Raw genomic sequence first — 15,580 nt, 5'->3', positions numbered from 1 at the left:
GCGGTCGCCGGGGCCGCGGCGGCCGCGGCAGGCGTCGGGGCGGCCCCGTCGGTCGTCTGCGGCTCGGCGGCGCAGGCGGTGAGGCTCAGCAGGAGGGCGACGGGCAGGGTGCGACGGATCATTCGGGCGTCCTTCGGAATCGGGTGCGGTTACGACCGCGGCCGGGGCGGAAAGTTCGGCGATTGTGGCACGGGTGGCGGGGCTTCAGGCACGGGGGTGGTGCTGCTGGTGCAGGCGCTTGAGGCCTTCACGCGCGACCAGGGTGTAGATCTGGGTGGTGGACAGCGAGCTGTGGCCCAGCAGCATCTGCAGCGCGCGAAGGTCGGCGCCGTGGTTGAGCAGGTGGGTGGCGAAGCTGTGCCGCAGGCCGTGCGGGCTGGCCTTGGCCGGGTCGATGCCCGCCAGCAGCGCGAGCCGCTTGACCACGTTCCAGAACTGCTGGCGGCTGATGGCCTCGCCGCCCCGGCCCAGGAACAGCGGCGCCGCCGCCCGGCCACCCGCCAGCGCCGGCCGGGCATCGGCGATGTAGCGCTCCAGCCAGTGCTGTGCCTCCTCGCCCAGCGGCACCAGACGCTCCTTGCTGCCCTTGCCCATCACCCGCACCACGCCCTGGCGCAGGTTCAACGCGGTGGCGGGCAGGTTCACCAGCTCGCTCACGCGCAGTCCGGTGGCGTACATCAGCTCGACCATGGCGCGGTCGCGCAGCCCGGCCGGCGTGGTGGTGTCGGGCGCGTTGATCAGCGCCTCGACCTCGCTCTCGGACAGGGCCTTGGGCAGCGCGCGGCGCAGCTTGGGCGGATCGAGCAGCGCCGTCGGGTCGGCCTCGCGCAGGCCCAGGCGCACCTGCTGGCCGTAGAAGGCACGCAGTGCGGACAGCAGGCGGGCGTTGCTGCGCGCGGCGTAGCCCTCGGTGGTGCGGCGCGAGAGGTAGTCGTAGAGCGCTTCGCGATCCACGCTGGCCAGGTCGCGGCCACGCGTGGCCAGCCAGCGCGCCAGCCCCTCGAGATCGCGCCGGTAGCTGTCGAGCGTGAGCTTCGACAACCCCGACTCGGCCCAGGCGCGGTCGAGGAAGCCGGCGATCGCGCGCGCGTCCTGCGGCGCCGCCGGCGGCAGCGCCTGGGCACGTGCGCGACGGTCGGCGGGGCGCGGGGATGGCATCGCGACAGCTTAGCGAGGCCCCGGCCACGCCGCTATGCTGTGCGCATGAACGACGCCGCCGCCCCCACCGCACGCCCCGCCAACCTGGCCTGGCGCGTGCTCGCCCTGGTCTACGACGCGATGCCGAACATCGCGCTCTGGTTCGCCGTCAGCGGCGTGGCGCTGTTGCTGCGCCCCAGCCACGAGGCGTTCGCGCCGTGGAGCCTCGGGCAGTTCGTGCTGTGGCTGGCCTGCGCGGGCGTGAGTGGCCTGTACGCCGTGTGGTCGTGGCGGCGCGTCGGGCAGACGCTGGGCATGCGCCCGTGGCGGCTGAAGGTGACCACGCCGGACGGCAAGCTGGCGTCGGCCGGCAAGCTCTGGCTTCGCTACGCAGTGGCGATCGTGTCGCTGGCCGCGGGCGGCCTGGGCTTCCTGTGGTCGCTGGTGGACCGTGACCGCCGCACCTGGCATGACCTGGCCAGCGGCACCGTGCTGGTACGCCTGCAGCGCTGAGCGCTACTCGCGGCGCGCGAACAGGCCCCAGCACAGGCCGAGCAGCGCCACCGGCGGCAGCAGGTAGGCCAGGCGCGCATCGAAGTCGTAGACGTCCGACAGGCTCACCACCAGCCGCTGCGCCAGCAGGTAGGCAACGCCGATGACGATGGCGATGAACAGCCGCTTGCCGAAACCGCCCGAGCGCAGCGAGCCGAACGCGAACGGCAGCGCCGCCAGGCACAGCACCGCCACGTTCACCGGGTAGTACCAGCGCGCCCAGTAGGCGTTCTGGAACGCCTTGGGGTCGAGCCCGTTGCGCTCGAGGTACTCGATGTTGCGCTGCAGCTCGGCCGCGCTCAGGTAGCGCGGGCGCTTGGCCGCCGAGGCCAGGGCCTCGGCGTCGAGCGCGGTGTCCCAGCGCTCTTCGGCGACGGTTTCGCTGGCGACCGACCGGCCCGTGAAGCGCGCGCGAGTGACGTCGCGCAGGCGCCAGCCGTCCTCGCGGTGCTCGGCCAGGCGGGCCTCGGCCAGCGAGAGCAGCCGGCCTTCGTCGTCGAACTCGAACAGGCGCACGCCCTGCAGCTCGGTCCAGTTGCCGGCGTCGGTCTCGCGGCGCACGCCGTTGCGGGCATTGAGGTAGACGTTGCCCTCGCGCAGCCACAGGCCGGAGACGCGGGCGACGATCATGTCGCCGGACTTGGCCGCGTTCGCCACGGCCTGTGCGCTCTGCTCGCCGCGCGGCGCGATGGTCTCGGCGTTCACCATCATCAGCAGGGTCAGCAGGCCCAGCGACAGCAGCGAGCCCAGGCCGATGCGCAGGCGCGACATGCCTGCCGAGCGCATCGCCGTGAGCTCGGAGCGCGCCGACAGCCCGCCCAGGCCCAGCACGCAGCCGATCAGGGCCACGGTCGGGAACAGTTCGTACATGCGCCGCGGCGCCGTGTAGGCGGTGTACAGCACGGCATGGCTGAGCGTGTAGCCGCCCTCGCCGATCTCGTCGAGTTCGTTGAACAGCGCCGTCATCAGGTCGAAGCCCAGCAGCACGGCCCAGGTCGCCAGCGCCGTCACCAGCACGGTGCGCGCGAGGTACAGGTCGACGATGCGCGGGCGAAGGTTCGGGATCATGCCGCCACCGGCCGCGGGCGGCGCAGGCGGCCGTCGGTGCGGAACAGCCAGCCGGCCAGCAGCGCCATAGGCAGCAGCAGCCACCACAGGCCGACCCAGGAAGGCAGGGTGCCGGTGGCCAGCCAGCCCTTGCCCAGCATCAGCAGGGCCATCGCATTGATGTAGATCAGCAGCGCCGCGAGGATGCGGCCATAGCGCGCCTGGCGCGGCTCGCCGCGGCCCAGCGGCATCGCCAGGAAGCCCAGCGCCAGCGTCAGCAGCGGCGTGGCGATGCGCCAGTGCAGCTCGGCCCGCGCCGGGGCATCGGTCTGCATCCACAGGTCGTTGGTGCGGCGGGCCTCGATTTCGTCGGCCTCCGCCTCGACCTCGCGGTCGGGGATGCGCACCTCGTTCTGGTCGAAGCGCATCAGCCGGAAATCCTTGGTCGTCGGCGTGCCTTCGACCCGGAAGCCGTCGCGCAGGCGAAGGAAGCGGCCGGTCTCCTCGTCGAAGAAGATCTCGCCGTCGCGGGCGGTGATCACGTCCAGGCGGCCGTCGCGCTCGGACTGCACGAACATTTGCCGGAAGCGGGTGCCGTCGCTGCTCAGCTCGCCGACGTAGAGGATGCCGGCGCGGCCGGGCAGCTCGAGGAAGCGCCCGGCCTCGAGCCCGGCGACCAGGAAGCTGCGGTTGGCGGTCTCGATCATGTCACGGGCGATGCGTGCACCGGCCGGCGCCAGCCACAGCGAACTCAGGGCCACGATCGCCGCCACCGGCAGCGTGACCAGCAGCAGCGGACGCCAGAGCTTCTGCGGGCCCAGGCCGACCGAGGACAGCACGGCCATCTCGCTGTCGCCGTAGAGGTGGCCCACGGCCAGCAGCAGGCCGACGAACAGCGCCAGCGGCATCAGCAGCGGCAGTACCTGCAGCGAGCGCAGGCCCAGCTGCGACAGCAGCAGCGCGGCCGGCACCTGGCCGCGGGCGATGTCGGACATCAGGTCCACCAGCAGGCCGCCCAGGCCGACCATCAGCAGGATCGCGGCCACGGCGGCCACGCTGAGGACGAACTGGCGCAGCAGGTAGCGTTCGATCAGCAGCAATGGGGCGTCCTGGCCGGGGCGGGGTGGGCGTGGGGCTGAGTTGCTAGAATCGCGGGGTCATCACGGCGGGCCGCCACAATTGGCTTGCCCGCCCCGAATCCCCTTCGATTGTACGGAATCCCAGACCATGGCCCTCGAATTTCAACTGAACCCCGCCGATCCCGCCACCGCCGCCACCGATTGTTTGGTGGTGGGCCTGTTCGCCGACGGACGCTTCGCGCCCTCGGGCCAGGCCGTGGACCAGGCCAGCGGCGGCAAGCTCGCCGCCCTCGCCGCCCGCGGCGACCTGTCGGGCAAGACCGGCCGCACCGCCCTGCTACCCGACGTGCCCGGCATCGCCGCGCCCCGCGTGCTGGTGGTGGGCCTGGGCGAGGCCGGCAAGTTCGGCGTGCCGCAGTACCTCAAGGCCGTGGCCGACGCCGTGCGCGCGCTGCGCACCGGCCCGGCCGACAGCGCCCTGCTCACGCTGCCCGAGATCGCGGTCGGCGGCCGCGATGCCGGCTGGAACGTGCGCCAGGCGGTGATCGCCGCCGACCACGCCGCCTACCGCTACACCGCCACCCGCAGCAAGAAGGAAGACGCCGGGCTGGCCAAGCTCGCCGTGCTGGGCGCCGACGCGCAGCGTGCCGACTTCGAGCGCGGCGTCGCCATCGCCGCCGGCGTCGAGCTGGCGCGTGAACTGGGCAACCTGCCGCCGAACATCTGCAACCCCGGCTACCTGGCCGACACCGCCCGCCGGATCGCCGCCGAGCACGCCAATGTCGAGGCCGAGATCCTCGAGCGCGCCGACATGGAGAAGCTGGGCATGGGCTCGCTGCTGGCCGTGGCCCGCGGCTCGGCCAACCCGCCGCGGCTGGTGGTGCTGCGCTACACCGGCGCCGGCAAGGCCCGGCCGCACGCGCTGGTCGGCAAGGGCATCACCTTCGACACCGGCGGCATCAACCTGAAGGTGCAGGGCGGCATCGAGGAAATGAAGTTCGACATGTGCGGCGCCGCCACCGTGATCGGCACCTTCGCCGCCGTGGCGAAGATGCAGCTGCCGGTCAACCTGGTGATGGTGGTGCCGGCGGTCGAGAACATGCCAGACGCCGACGCCTACCGCCCGAGCGACATCCTCACCTCGATGTCGGGCAAGACCATCGAGGTCGGCAACACCGACGCCGAGGGCCGCCTGATCCTGTGCGACGCGCTGACCTACGTGCAGAAGTACGAGCCGCAGGCCACCGTCGACGTCGCCACCCTCACTGGCGCCTGCGTGGTCGCGCTGGGCAAGTTCGCCGCCGGCCTGATGAGCAAGCACGACGACCTGGCCGACGAACTGCTGGCGGCCGGCGACACCGTGTTCGACCGCGCCTGGCGCCTGCCGCTGTGGGACGAGTACCAGACCCAGCTCGAGTCGGCCTTCGCCGACGTCTACAACATCGGCGGCAAGAACGCCGGCGCCATCACCGCCGGTTGCTTCCTGGCCCGCTTCACCGAAGGCCAGCGCTGGGCCCACCTGGACATCGCCGGCGTCGCCAACGGCGACGGCCGCAAGGGCCTGGCCAGCGGCCGCCCGGTCGGCCTGCTCACGCAGTGGCTGATCGACCAGGCCGGCTGACGTGGCGCGCGCCGATTTCTACCTGATCGGCAAGCCCCGCTTCCGCGAGCAGCCGCTGCTGCTCGCCTGCGAGCTGGCGCGCAAGGCCAGCGACGCCGGCCTGCCGATGCTGGTGCTGTGCGCGTCGGCGGCCCAGGCCGAAATGCTGGACGACCTGCTCTGGTCCTTCGACCCAGACGCCTACGTGCCGCACCAGATCGTCGGCGCCGACGAGGACGAGGACGAAGTGCCGGTGCTGATCGCCGCGCCGGAGCACGACGCCGCGCTGCGCCCGCTGGTGCTCAACCTCCGCGATGCGGCGGTGCCGGATGGCTTCGACCGCGTGCTGGAAGTCGTCCCCGCGGACGACTCCGCGCGCGGGCCGCTGCGCGAACGCTGGAAGCAATACGTCGCACGCGGGCTGGACGTCGCGAAACACGATATGTAGGGAAAAAGGAAATAGTGAATAGGAAATAGGAACTAGTGAAAAGCAAAGGCGTGCACGCCCTTACTAGTTCCTAGTTCCTCTTCACTAGTTCCCGGCCTTCAGCGCTGCGCCAGCAACGCCTCGATCTCACCAACCGCCTTCGGCACCCCCTCGGTCAGCACCTCGTGCCCCTCGCCGGTCACCAGGACGTCGTCCTCGATGCGAATGCCGATGCCCTGCCACTTCGCGGGGACGCCCTTGGTGCCCGGGGCGATGTAGAGGCCGGGCTCGATGGTGAAGACCATGCCGGGCTCGAGCTCGCGGAACTCGCCGGCGAGCTTGTATTCGCCCACGTCGTGCACGTCCAGGCCCAGCCAGTGGCCGGTCTTGTGCCGGTAGAACTTCTTGTACGCGCCGCTGGCCAGGGCGGACTTCAGCGAACCCTTGAGCAGGCCCAGCGACAGCAGGCCCTCGGTGAGCACCTGCACCGCCGCGTCGTGGCCCGCGATCCAGGGCTGGCCAGGGCGTGCCTGGTCGAGCGCGGCCGACTGCGCCGCCATCACCACGTCGTACAGCGCGCGCTGCTCCTTCGAGTAGCGGCCGTTCACCGGCCAGGTGCGGGTGATGTCGGAGGCGTAGCTGGCGTATTCGGCGCCGGCGTCGCAGAGCAGCAGGTCGCCGTCGGCGGTGGGCGCATTGTTGTCGCGGTAGTGCAGCACGCAGGCGTTCGGGCCCGAGCCGACGATCGGCTCGTAGGCGGCGACCGCGTTGTTGCGGCGGTACACGTAGTGCAGCGCGGCCTCCACCTCGTACTCGCGACCGCCCGGGCGGGTGGCCAGCATCGCGGCGCGCTGCGCCTCGCAGGCGATGCGGGCGGATTCGCGCATCAGCCTGATCTCGGCCGCGCTCTTGAACAGGCGCAGTTCGTGCAGCAGGTGGCCCAGCTCGAGGAATTCATGCGGCGGCTGCGCACCCTGGCGCACCTGCGAACGCACCCGGTTGACCCAGCCGATCAGCTTGAGGTCGAACTCGGTGTCGCGCCCGAAGTGGTAGTAGACGCGCGAGCGTCCCTCGAGCAGCCCGGGCAGGATCTCGTCGAGATCGGCAATCGGGTAGGCATCGTCGAAGCCGTGCCGGTCCACCGCGCCTTCCGGCCCGGCGCGCGGGCCATCCCAGGCCTCGCGCTCGGCGTCGCGCTCGCGGCAGAACAGCAGCGTCTCGCCGTGCTTGCGGCCCGGCACCAGCACCAGCACCGCCTCGGGCTCGGGGAAGCCGGACATGTACCAGAAGTCGCTGTCCTGGCGGTAGGGAAAGTGCGTGTCGTGGCTGCGCACGCGCAGCGGCGCGCTGGGCAGGATGATGATGGCGTCGTCGTCCGCCATGCGCATGAGCTGCTTGCGGCGGCGGGCGAACTCGGCGGCCTTGACCATGGCGGCCTCAGTTGAGCTTGCGGCGGTGCCGCGGACCCAGCACGCAGTCGCTGTGCAGCAGCATCACCGCCACCCGGATGAACTCGGACACTTCCTCGAGCGCGGCGGCGTCGGCCTCCGGGTCCTCGTAGCTCAGGTCGCTGGCGGCGATGCGGGCGATGTCGCCCAGCGCCTCCTCGGATTCCTCCGACAGCGGCGGCTTGGCGCCGGTAGCCAGGCCGAAGCCGCCAAGGAAGCCGCGACACCAGGCCACCAAGCCGTCGCCGCGTTCGCTGACGGGCCGGCCTTCCGCCGGCAGCAGCAGTTCGAACTCGAAATCGGGGGATTCCAGCTGGCGGGTGCTGGCCGAGTACAGGCGGTCCAGCGCGCCCTCCGCGTCCGGCGCGGACAGCAGCGGGTCGGCCATCACCTGGGCGAACCAGGTGCGCCGATCATGCTTGCCGCCGCCCGACAGGTAGCCGCACAGCGAGCCGTGCAGCTCGCAGGGCTCGAGGCCGGCCTCCAGGCCCTGGAGTTCGGCGACGAGTTCGGCGTGTTCGGGCAATTGGGCGTCTGGCATGGGTTCGGCGCTGGCGGGATGCCGCATTCTAGCAAGGCCGGCCGGCATGGGCCGGACGGCGCTTGTGGCGGTGTTAGCGCCACCCTACACTGCCCGGGTTCTGGGGTAATCGTAATCAGGGGAAATCCGGGCCCAATGGCGCGTTCGCGAATCAGTGGCATGCGTCCGGGGCGAGGCCCCGCGGCCTGCGCCCTCGGGGCGATGCTGGTGCCCGCGGTCGTCCATGCCCAGGCCACGCCCGCGACGGATTCCGGCTTCGTGCTGCAGTTGGTGCTGTTCACCATCGCCCTGTTCCTGGGCTGGCTGCTGTGGCGGGTCTGGACCCACCGCCGGCGCCAGGAGACCTCCCTGCTCGGCGAGATACGCGAGCGCGAGGAGCGCCTGAACCTGGCGCTGTGGGGCTCGGGCGACGAGTTCTGGGACTGGAACATCCGCGAGAACAGCCTCTACCGACTGGGCGCCAACCAGCTGCTGGGCCAGGGCAGCCGCGAAGAGCTGAGCACCGACGACTGGCGCACGCATTCGATCCACCCCGAGGACCTGCCGCGGGTGCAGAAGCTGCTGCAGGAGCACATCGTCGGGCACAGCGACGTATTCGAGTCCGAGCACCGCATCCGCAACGCGCGGGGCGAATGGGTCTGGGTGCGCTCGCGCGGCAAGGTGGTCGAGCGCGATGCCAGCGGCAGCCCGCTGCGCATGGCCGGCACCGCCCGCGACATCACCATCATCCGCCGCGCCGAGCGCGAGCGCCGCGTCGCGCTCGAGGTGCTGCGCTCGATGAGCGAAGCGGTGGCGGTGATCGACCTCGATTTCCGCTTCATCTCGGTGAACCCGGCCTTCTCGCGCATCACCGGCTACAGCGAGGAAGAGGTGATCGGCCAGAACAGCCGCCTGCTCGATTCGAGCCAGCACAGCGCCGAGTTCTACCGGCGCGTGCGGGACGTGCTCGAGCGCACCGGCCACTGGGCCGGCGAGATGTGGCAGAAGCGCAAGGACGGCGAGGAGTTCCTGGGCTGGATCGAGATGAGCGAGGTGCGCGACGCGATGGGCCTGCGCAGCCACTTCGTCGCGGTGGTCAATGACATCACCGACAAGAAGCGCGCCGAGCAGGAGCTGCGCTACCTGGCCAACTACGACACGCTGACCGGCCTGCCCAACCGCGCGCTGCTGAGCGAGCGCCTGGGCCGCGCCATCGTGCGGGCGCGCCGGCAGGAAACGCGGGTGGCGGTGCTGTTCCTCGACCTCGACCGCTTCAAGGACATCAACGACTCGCTCGGCCACGCCGCCGGCGACCGCCTGCTCAAGGCCGCGGCGACGCGCCTGCAGGCCACCGTCGGCGCCTCGGACACGGTCGCGCGCCTGGGCGGCGACGAGTTCACCGTGGTGCTGGAGGACGTGGAGTCGATCCCGGCGGTGGAGCGCATGGCGCGCGAGATCCTCACCGCGTTCTCGATGCCGCTGGAAGTGGACGAGCGGCACGATGTGTCGATCACGCCCTCGCTTGGCATCAGCCTCTACCCCGACCACGCGCTGGTGCCCACCGACCTGTTGAAGTACTCCGACACGGCCATGTACCAGGCCAAGGCCGAGGGCCGGAACACCTACCAGATCTACAACGAGACCATGGACGCCGAATCGCGCCGGCGCGCCACCGTGCTTGCTTCGCTGCGCAAGGCGCTCGACCGCGGCGAGTTCCGGCTCGTGTACCAGCCGCGCATGGCGCTGGCCGACGGCCGCATCACCGGCGTCGAGGCGCTGCTGCGCTGGCACAGTGCCGAGCTGGGCGAAATCCCGCCCACCGTGTTCATCCCGCTGGCGGAGGAGTCGGGCCTGATCCTGCAGATCGGCGACTGGGTGCTCAACGAAGCGCTGCAGACCCTCAAGCGCTGGCGCGGCCACGGCCTGAACGAGATCTCGATCGGCATCAACGTCTCGGTGCTCCAGCTGCTGCGCGGCAACCTGCCGCTCACCCTGCGCAGCCTGATCCACGATTTGGGCGTGCCGGCCAACCGCATCGAGCTGGAAGTCACCGAATCGATGGTGATGCAGAACGCCGAGCAGACCACCCACGTACTCAACGAGTTGCGCAAGCTCGGCATCACGCTGGCCATCGACGACTTCGGCACCGGCTACTCCTCGCTGGTCTACCTCAAGCGCCTGCCGATCGACACGCTCAAGATCGACAAGGAGTTCATCGGCGACCTCACCCGCGACCCGGACGACGAGGCCATCACCGCCACCGTCATCACCATGGGCCATTCGCTGGGCCTGAACGTGATCGCCGAGGGCGTGGAAAGCGAGCAGCAGCTGAGCTACCTGCGCGAACAGGGCTGCGACGAGATCCAGGGTTTCTGGCTGTCGCCGCCGCTGGATTCGCACCGCTGCCTGGCCTTCATCCGCAGCTGGCAGCCCGGCACCGTGGCCGCCATCCCGGCGCCGTATTGACCCCCTCCCCCCGCCCCGCCTAAGGTGGCCGCGATGAGCCCGAACGATCCCATAGCCCAGCTGCAGGCCCTGGCCGAGCGCTTCGAGCGCCTGGCGGAGCAGCATCGCCGGCTGCTCGAGGAAAACAAGAGCCTGCGCCAGGGCCAGGAACAACTGGTGGCCGAGCGCGCCCAGCTGCTGAACAAGAACGAGCAGGCCCGCTCGCGGGTGGAAGCCATGATCACGCGCCTGAAGTCGCTGGAGCACAACGCGTGAGCGAGCCGGTCAACGTCAAGATCCTCGACCGCGAATACACCGTCGGCGTCGAGCCGTCCGAACGCGACAGCCTGGTGGCGGCCGCGCAGCTGCTCGACGCCCGCATGCGCGAGGTGCGCGGCAGCAACCGCATGGCGGCGATCGACCGCGTGGCGGTGCTGACCGCCTTGAACCTGGCGCACGAGCTGCAGCAGCTCAAGCAGGCCGCCGAACAGCGCGACCAGGCGCTCAACCGCACCCTGGGCGAACTCAACCGCAAGCTCGACGGCCTGTTCGACGCCCCCCGCTGATTCCTCCCGAAAGGGCTCGGGTGTTCACTCTTCCGTTAGGTCGCGGGTCTATAATCCAACCGTCCTCTGCCGTGTTCGACAGCGTGCCTAACATTACGCCTTGTCCCATAAACACGACCCGGGAATCCGCCCCGACCGCGGTGTGCATGTCCGCCCTGTTGCGGAAAGCCTGAAGCGGCGGATCGGGTACCCACTTGATCCCTGGGATCAAGGTCGTTTCGTACGCATCGGCATGGTGGAGGAACTCCTTTGACTTCGACGCGCGCTGAACTCCGCGCCGAACTGCGCGCCCGGCGGGCCGCGCTCCGCCCCGGCGAGCGCCTGGCGGCCGCCGATGCCGTCGCCCGGCACCTGGGCGAGCGCCCCGAACTGCGCGAACCCGGTTACGTCGCCGGCTACTGGGCCGTGAACGGCGAACTGCCGCTGCATGCCGTGCAGCTGCGCCTCGCGCCCGGCCAGGTCTGGTGCCTGCCGGTGACCACGCCCGGCGGCGGCCTGCGCTTCGCGCCCTGGCGCGCGGGCGATCCGCTGGCGCCCAACCGCTACGGCATCCCGGAGCCGGTTTCCGAAACCACGCTGGCCCCGGACGAGATGACCCTGGTACTGCTGCCCCTGCTCGGCTTCGGCCGCGACGGCACCCGGCTGGGCATGGGCGGCGGCTATTACGACCGCGCCTTCGGCTTCCGCCGCGGGCGGGCCGCCCCGCCCCGCCTGGTCGGCATCGGCTATGCCTGCCAGGAAGCCGATGGCCTGGCAGTCGAGGACTGGGACGTGCCGCTGGATGCGATCGTGACCGAGGCCGGACTCCTCGCGTTCGGGCGATAATGCCGGCATGAGGAAATACTGGCTGATGAAGTCCGAGCCCGACGAGTTCTCGATCGAGGCCCTGGAGAAGGCGGGCCGCGAGCCCTGGACCGGCGTGCGCAACTACCAGGCGCGCAACTTCATGATGAAGGACATGAAGGTCGGCGACGGGATCCTGTTCTACCACTCCAACTGCGCCGTGCCCGGCGTGGCCGGGCTGGCGGAAGTGGTGTCGGTGGCCTACCCGGACCCGACCCAGTTCCAGAAGAAGTCCGACTACTACGACGCCGCCAGCAAGCCGGAGGAGCCGCGCTGGTGGCTGGTGGACGTCGGCTTCGTGCGGCGCTTCAAGCGCACCGTGTCGCTGGACGAACTGCGCGCCGAGGTCGAAACGCTGGGCGAGGACTTCGCCCTGCTCCGCCGCGGCAACCGCCTGTCGGTGCTGCCGGTGACGGCGGCGCAATACAAGCACATCCTTTCCCTGGAATAAGCCGGAGCCACCGATGTCCCGCGACGCACAGAAGAAACTCGCCGCCGAGAAGGCGCTGGAATACGTCGAGGAAGGCACCGTGGTCGGCGTCGGTACCGGCTCCACCGTGGCCTTCTTCATCGACGGACTGGCCCGAATGAAGGACCGGATCGAAGGCGCGGTGTCGAGCTCCGAGCAGAGCACGCGCCAGCTGAAGTCGCACGGCATCCCGGTCTTCGACCTCAACGCGGTCGGTCCGCTGAAGCTCTACGTGGACGGCGCCGACGAGTGCGACCCGTTCAACCGGCTGATCAAGGGCGGCGGCGCGGCGCTCACGCGCGAGAAGATCATCGCCGAGGCCAGCGAGCGCTTCATCTGCATCATCGACGAGGCCAAGCAGGTGGAGGTGCTGGGCCAGTTCCCGCTGCCGGTGGAAGTGATCCCGATGGCGCGCAGCCTGGTCGCGCGCCGCATCGTCGAGCTCGGCGGCCAGCCGGTGTGGCGCGAAGGCGTGACCACCGACAACGGCAACTGGATCCTCGACGTGCACCACTGGCGCATCACCGACCCGGTGGGGCTGGAAGCGAAGTTGAACCAGCTCGTCGGCGTGGTGGCCTGCGGCCTGTTCGCGGCCCGCCCGGCCGACGACGTCATCATCAATGGGCAGGTGCGGGGGGTGGCGAGGTAGTGGGTGATGGAAAGAGAAGGAAATAGTGAAGAGGAGATAGGAGGTAGTGAAGAGCGAAACCCCGCTCTTACTATCTCCTATCTCCTCTTCACTATTTCCTAAAAATGCCCGCCGGTTCTCCACGCTGGAACTGCCGTCCACCCCGATTTCGCATCGCTGCCAACGCGGTCACGCCGTGGCGTTGGCGGCCAGCAGGCGCAGCATCGCGCCGAGCCCGCCATGCAAGGCGCTCACCTCGTAGCCCAGGCGCTTGAGCACGAACGCCGCCGCGGCGGAGCGCTCGCCGGTGTTGCAGTAGACGACCACGCGCGCGCCCGAGGGCAGCACGTTGGCGATGTCCTCGCGCAGGCGGTACAGCGGCACGTTGGCCGAGCCGTCGATCGCGCGCTGGGCGTGTTCTTCCGGCATGCGCACGTCCAGCAGCGCGGCGCCGGCCTGCACCAGGCGCGCGGCCTCGGCCGGCAGCACCCACGACAGCATCGGCGGCTTGAGCACCGCCTCGAAGGCCTCGCGCGAGAGCCGCATCAGCTGGCCGCCCTGCATCATGCGCACGGTGGCGTTGCGCGGCAGGTTCGACAGCAGCGCGTCCTCGCCGAAGGTGTCGCCCTCGCGAAGGTAGGCCACCACCTGGGGCGCGCCGTCGAGGTACTTCGAGATCGAGGCCGTGCCTTCGCGCACCACGTAGAAATAGTCGGGCGCATCGCCCTCGCGCATCACGATCTCGCTGGGCTTGACGCTGACCGGCTCGAAAAGCTGGAACATCTTCTCGATGTTGCCCGTGGGCAAGCGCGCGAAGGCCTGGCTGCGCAGCAGGCGGAACACCCAGTTGTTGCCACCCGGGGCCGAGCCGAAGTGGCGGTAGTTCTCGTCGCGGCTGAGCTGGTCCCAGGTGATCAGCTTCTCGAGGTAGCGGCGGTCCACGCGCATCACCCGCGCCTTAGACGACACCACCTTGGCGGTGAAGCGGCGCGGCACCGCGTCGTTGAGCGAGTAGCGGCCGTGCGGCGCGCTGGCGATGTGGGCCACGCTGCGGCCATCGGGGTAGTTGCAGCGCAGCTCGCCGTCGAGCAGGTAGATGGTGTCCTCGTCCAGGTCGCCGGCCTCGAACACGTTCTCGTTGCGGCCGTAGTCGGACACCGAGGCCTCGCGGGCCAGCTGGTCGCGGGTCTCCTGGCGCAGGGATTCGAGCGGGAAGAGGCGGGCCAGGTGGTCGGCGGGGACGGGCATGGGGCGGACTCCGGGAGCGGATGCCCGAGTCTATCGCCGGTCGGGCGGATTGCGGTAGCTGGTTGCCGGGTCGCCTTCGGCGACGATTGTGTTCCGGACAATTTTCTCGGACGAGGTCCTACTTGCCTTTCCCCCAGCCAAAAGCAGAAGGGCCCCCGTTCGGGGGCCCTTCTCTTTTTGGCTGGGGGACTAGGATTCGAACCTAGATAGGCAGAGTCAGAGTCTGCAGTCCTACCATTAGACGATCCCCCAATGCGGGGACGCCGCCAGTTTACGAAACGATTAGCGCTTCGAGAACTGGGTGGCGCGGCGGGCCTTGTGCAGGCCGACCTTCTTGCGCTCGACCTCGCGGGCGTCGCGGGTCATGAGGCCGGCCTTGCGCAGTTCCGGCTTCAGGGTGTCGTTGTACTCGACCAGCGCGCGGGCGATGCCCAGGCGGATGGCGCCGGCCTGGCCGGTGATGCCACCGCCCTCGACCGTGACGGTGAAATCGAACTTCTCGCCCATCTGGCTGACGACCAGCGGCTGGCGCACGATCATGCGCGAGGTCTCGCGGCCGAAGAACTCGTCGACGGGCTTGCCGTTGACGACGATCTTGCCGGTGCCCGAACGCATGAACACGCGGGCGGTGGAGGACTTGCGACGGCCGGTGCCGTAGTTCTGCTGGATAGCCATGTCTTTGCCTTAAGCCTTGAAGTCCAGAGCCTGCGGCTGCTGGGCGGAATGCGGATGCTCCGAGCCCTTGTACACCTTGAGCTTGCGGTACATGGCGCGGCCGAGCGGGTTCTTCGGGAGCATGCCCTTGACCGCGATCTCGATCACGCGCTCCGGGTGGGCGTCGAGGGCCTGGCCGAGGGACTCGGTCTTCAGGTTGCCGACGTAGCCGGTGAAGCGGTGGTACTTCTTGTCCTGCAGCTTGTTGCCGGTGACGTGGATCTTCTCGGCGTTGATCACGACGAGGTAGTCACCCGTGTCAACGTGCGGGGTGTACTCCGGCTTGTGCTTGCCGCGCAGACGGCGCGCGAGTTCCGAGCACAGGCGGCCCAGGGTCTTGCCGCTGGCATCGACCACGTACCAGTCTTGCTTGACGGTCTGGGCGTTGGCGCTGACGGTCATGGTCTTCATGACGGCTCCAAAATAGAAATCGGGGTGGAAAGAGGCGGAATGATAGCGGCCCTTTTGGGCCCGTGCAAGCCCGGATTAACCCCGTGTTAGCATTCCGGCATGCCCACGCCGCCTGAAACGGCCCCCCGTCCCGCGCCCTTGGCGGCTGCCGCCGGCCTGGTGGCGCTGGCCGACCGCTGCGTGCAATGCGGGCTCTGCCTGCCCCACTGCCCCACGTACGGGCTGGACCGCAGCGAGGCCGAATCCCCGCGGGGCCGCATAGCCTACATCCGCGCCACCGCCTCGGGCCAGCTCGCGCCCACGCCTGCCGGCGACCTCCACCTGGACCACTGCCTGGGCTGCCGCCGCTGCGAGCAGGCCTGCCCCGCCGGCGTCGAGTACGGCGCGCTGCTGCTGGGCGCCCGGGCCGCGCAGGCCCAGCGAACCCCGCCGCCGCGGCGGGAGCG

The 15,580-nt window shown here is 70.0% G+C and carries 18 protein-coding genes, 1 tRNA gene and 1 other RNA gene; 11 read left to right on the top strand and 9 right to left on the bottom strand.

All coding sequences use genetic code 11. From position 1 onward, the window contains the following. Positions 1-204: 204 nt before the first annotated feature. Positions 205-1,158 carry a site-specific tyrosine recombinase XerD gene (gene xerD / locus Q0C12_RS12220; RefSeq protein ID WP_290890585.1) on the bottom strand — a complete coding sequence of 318 codons (954 nt, stop codon included), beginning with the start codon at positions 1,156-1,158 and terminating at the stop codon, positions 205-207. A 45-nt stretch (positions 1,159-1,203) separates the two neighbouring features. On the opposite strand from xerD, the gene Q0C12_RS12215 reads away from it, so the two are divergent. Beyond that, positions 1,204-1,650 carry an RDD family protein gene (locus Q0C12_RS12215; protein WP_290890584.1) on the top strand — a complete coding sequence of 149 codons (447 nt, stop codon included), beginning with the start codon at positions 1,204-1,206 and terminating at the stop codon, positions 1,648-1,650. 3 nt (positions 1,651-1,653) lie between these two features. Here Q0C12_RS12215 and lptG read toward each other — a convergent pair whose 3' ends face one another. Then, positions 1,654-2,757: an LPS export ABC transporter permease LptG gene (lptG, locus tag Q0C12_RS12210; RefSeq protein ID WP_290890583.1), complete on the bottom strand. Its 1,104-nt coding sequence runs from the start codon at positions 2,755-2,757 to the stop codon at positions 1,654-1,656. Beyond that, entirely contained in the window at positions 2,754-3,836 is a 1,083-nt protein-coding gene (lptF, locus tag Q0C12_RS12205; protein ID WP_290890582.1) for an LPS export ABC transporter permease LptF, read from the bottom strand. The genes lptG and lptF overlap by 4 nt, the downstream gene beginning before the upstream one ends. A gap of 127 nt (positions 3,837-3,963) precedes the next feature. Between lptF and Q0C12_RS12200 the strand changes: the two genes are divergently transcribed. Continuing rightward, positions 3,964-5,436, top strand: coding sequence for a leucyl aminopeptidase (locus Q0C12_RS12200; protein ID WP_290890581.1), 1,473 nt, complete (start codon positions 3,964-3,966; stop codon positions 5,434-5,436). Position 5,437: 1 nt separating this feature from the next. Continuing rightward, on the top strand, positions 5,438-5,863 hold the full coding sequence (locus tag Q0C12_RS12195) for a DNA polymerase III subunit chi (protein ID WP_290890580.1): 426 nt from the start codon (positions 5,438-5,440) through the stop codon (positions 5,861-5,863). Between the two features lie 98 nt (positions 5,864-5,961). On the opposite strand, the gene Q0C12_RS12190 is transcribed toward Q0C12_RS12195, so the two are convergent. Both Q0C12_RS12190 and Q0C12_RS12185 read right to left on the bottom strand, forming a co-directional pair. Next, on the bottom strand, positions 5,962-7,272 hold the full coding sequence (locus Q0C12_RS12190) for an aminopeptidase P N-terminal domain-containing protein (RefSeq protein ID WP_290890579.1): 1,311 nt from the start codon (positions 7,270-7,272) through the stop codon (positions 5,962-5,964). Positions 7,273-7,279: 7 nt separating this feature from the next. After that, positions 7,280-7,831, bottom strand: coding sequence for a UPF0149 family protein (locus Q0C12_RS12185; RefSeq protein WP_290890578.1), 552 nt, complete (start codon positions 7,829-7,831; stop codon positions 7,280-7,282). 159 nt (positions 7,832-7,990) lie between these two features. Here Q0C12_RS12185 and Q0C12_RS12180 point away from each other — a divergent pair, with 159 nt between their 5' ends. From Q0C12_RS12180 to rpiA, 7 genes are all read left to right on the top strand, one after another. Next, complete coding sequence (locus tag Q0C12_RS12180) at positions 7,991-10,276, top strand: GGDEF domain-containing phosphodiesterase (protein WP_290890577.1); 2,286 nt, start codon at positions 7,991-7,993, stop codon at positions 10,274-10,276. Positions 10,277-10,309: 33 nt separating this feature from the next. Then, positions 10,310-10,531 carry a TIGR02449 family protein gene (locus Q0C12_RS12175; RefSeq protein WP_290890576.1) on the top strand — a complete coding sequence of 74 codons (222 nt, stop codon included), beginning with the start codon at positions 10,310-10,312 and terminating at the stop codon, positions 10,529-10,531. Next, positions 10,528-10,821 carry a cell division protein ZapA gene (locus tag Q0C12_RS12170; protein WP_290890575.1) on the top strand — a complete coding sequence of 98 codons (294 nt, stop codon included), beginning with the start codon at positions 10,528-10,530 and terminating at the stop codon, positions 10,819-10,821. Before Q0C12_RS12175 ends, Q0C12_RS12170 begins: the two co-directional genes overlap by 4 nt. A gap of 60 nt (positions 10,822-10,881) precedes the next feature. Continuing rightward, a non-coding RNA gene (gene ssrS / locus Q0C12_RS12165) (6S RNA) lies at positions 10,882-11,067 on the top strand. A gap of 3 nt (positions 11,068-11,070) precedes the next feature. Then, on the top strand, positions 11,071-11,646 hold the full coding sequence (locus Q0C12_RS12160; protein ID WP_290890574.1) for a 5-formyltetrahydrofolate cyclo-ligase: 576 nt from the start codon (positions 11,071-11,073) through the stop codon (positions 11,644-11,646). Positions 11,647-11,653: 7 nt separating this feature from the next. Next, a complete protein-coding gene (locus Q0C12_RS12155; RefSeq protein WP_290890573.1) occupies positions 11,654-12,115 on the top strand; it encodes an EVE domain-containing protein in 462 nt (153 codons plus the stop codon). 13 nt (positions 12,116-12,128) lie between these two features. Further along, entirely contained in the window at positions 12,129-12,782 is a 654-nt protein-coding gene (gene rpiA, locus Q0C12_RS12150; protein ID WP_290890572.1) for a ribose-5-phosphate isomerase RpiA, read from the top strand. 168 nt (positions 12,783-12,950) lie between these two features. Here the strand turns inward: rpiA and Q0C12_RS12145 are convergent, their stop codons facing one another. The 4 genes from Q0C12_RS12145 to rplM all read right to left on the bottom strand — a co-directional run bounded on the left by Q0C12_RS12145 (position 12,951) and on the right by rplM (position 15,134). Then, a complete protein-coding gene (locus Q0C12_RS12145; protein ID WP_290890571.1) occupies positions 12,951-14,009 on the bottom strand; it encodes a cyclic nucleotide-binding domain-containing protein in 1,059 nt (352 codons plus the stop codon). A 178-nt stretch (positions 14,010-14,187) separates the two neighbouring features. After that, positions 14,188-14,261: transfer RNA gene (locus Q0C12_RS12140), tRNA-Gln, on the bottom strand. 30 nt (positions 14,262-14,291) lie between these two features. After that, positions 14,292-14,684 carry a 30S ribosomal protein S9 gene (gene rpsI / locus Q0C12_RS12135; RefSeq protein WP_290890570.1) on the bottom strand — a complete coding sequence of 131 codons (393 nt, stop codon included), beginning with the start codon at positions 14,682-14,684 and terminating at the stop codon, positions 14,292-14,294. 9 nt (positions 14,685-14,693) lie between these two features. Next, the gene (gene rplM, locus Q0C12_RS12130; protein ID WP_290890569.1) at positions 14,694-15,134 is read right to left on the bottom strand and encodes a 50S ribosomal protein L13; all 441 of its coding nucleotides are present in this window, start codon (positions 15,132-15,134) and stop codon (positions 14,694-14,696) included. A gap of 99 nt (positions 15,135-15,233) precedes the next feature. Between rplM and Q0C12_RS12125 the strand changes: the two genes are divergently transcribed. Continuing rightward, on the top strand, positions 15,234-15,580 hold a 347-nt coding region (locus tag Q0C12_RS12125), incomplete at its 3' end, for a 4Fe-4S dicluster domain-containing protein (protein ID WP_290890568.1).

It is taken from the genome of Arenimonas sp., from assembly GCF_022842045.1.
Classification (GTDB): domain Bacteria; phylum Pseudomonadota; class Gammaproteobacteria; order Xanthomonadales; family Xanthomonadaceae; genus Arenimonas.
Note: the sequence above shows the minus strand (reverse complement) of the source record. Positions and strands in the feature narration are given on the sequence as shown.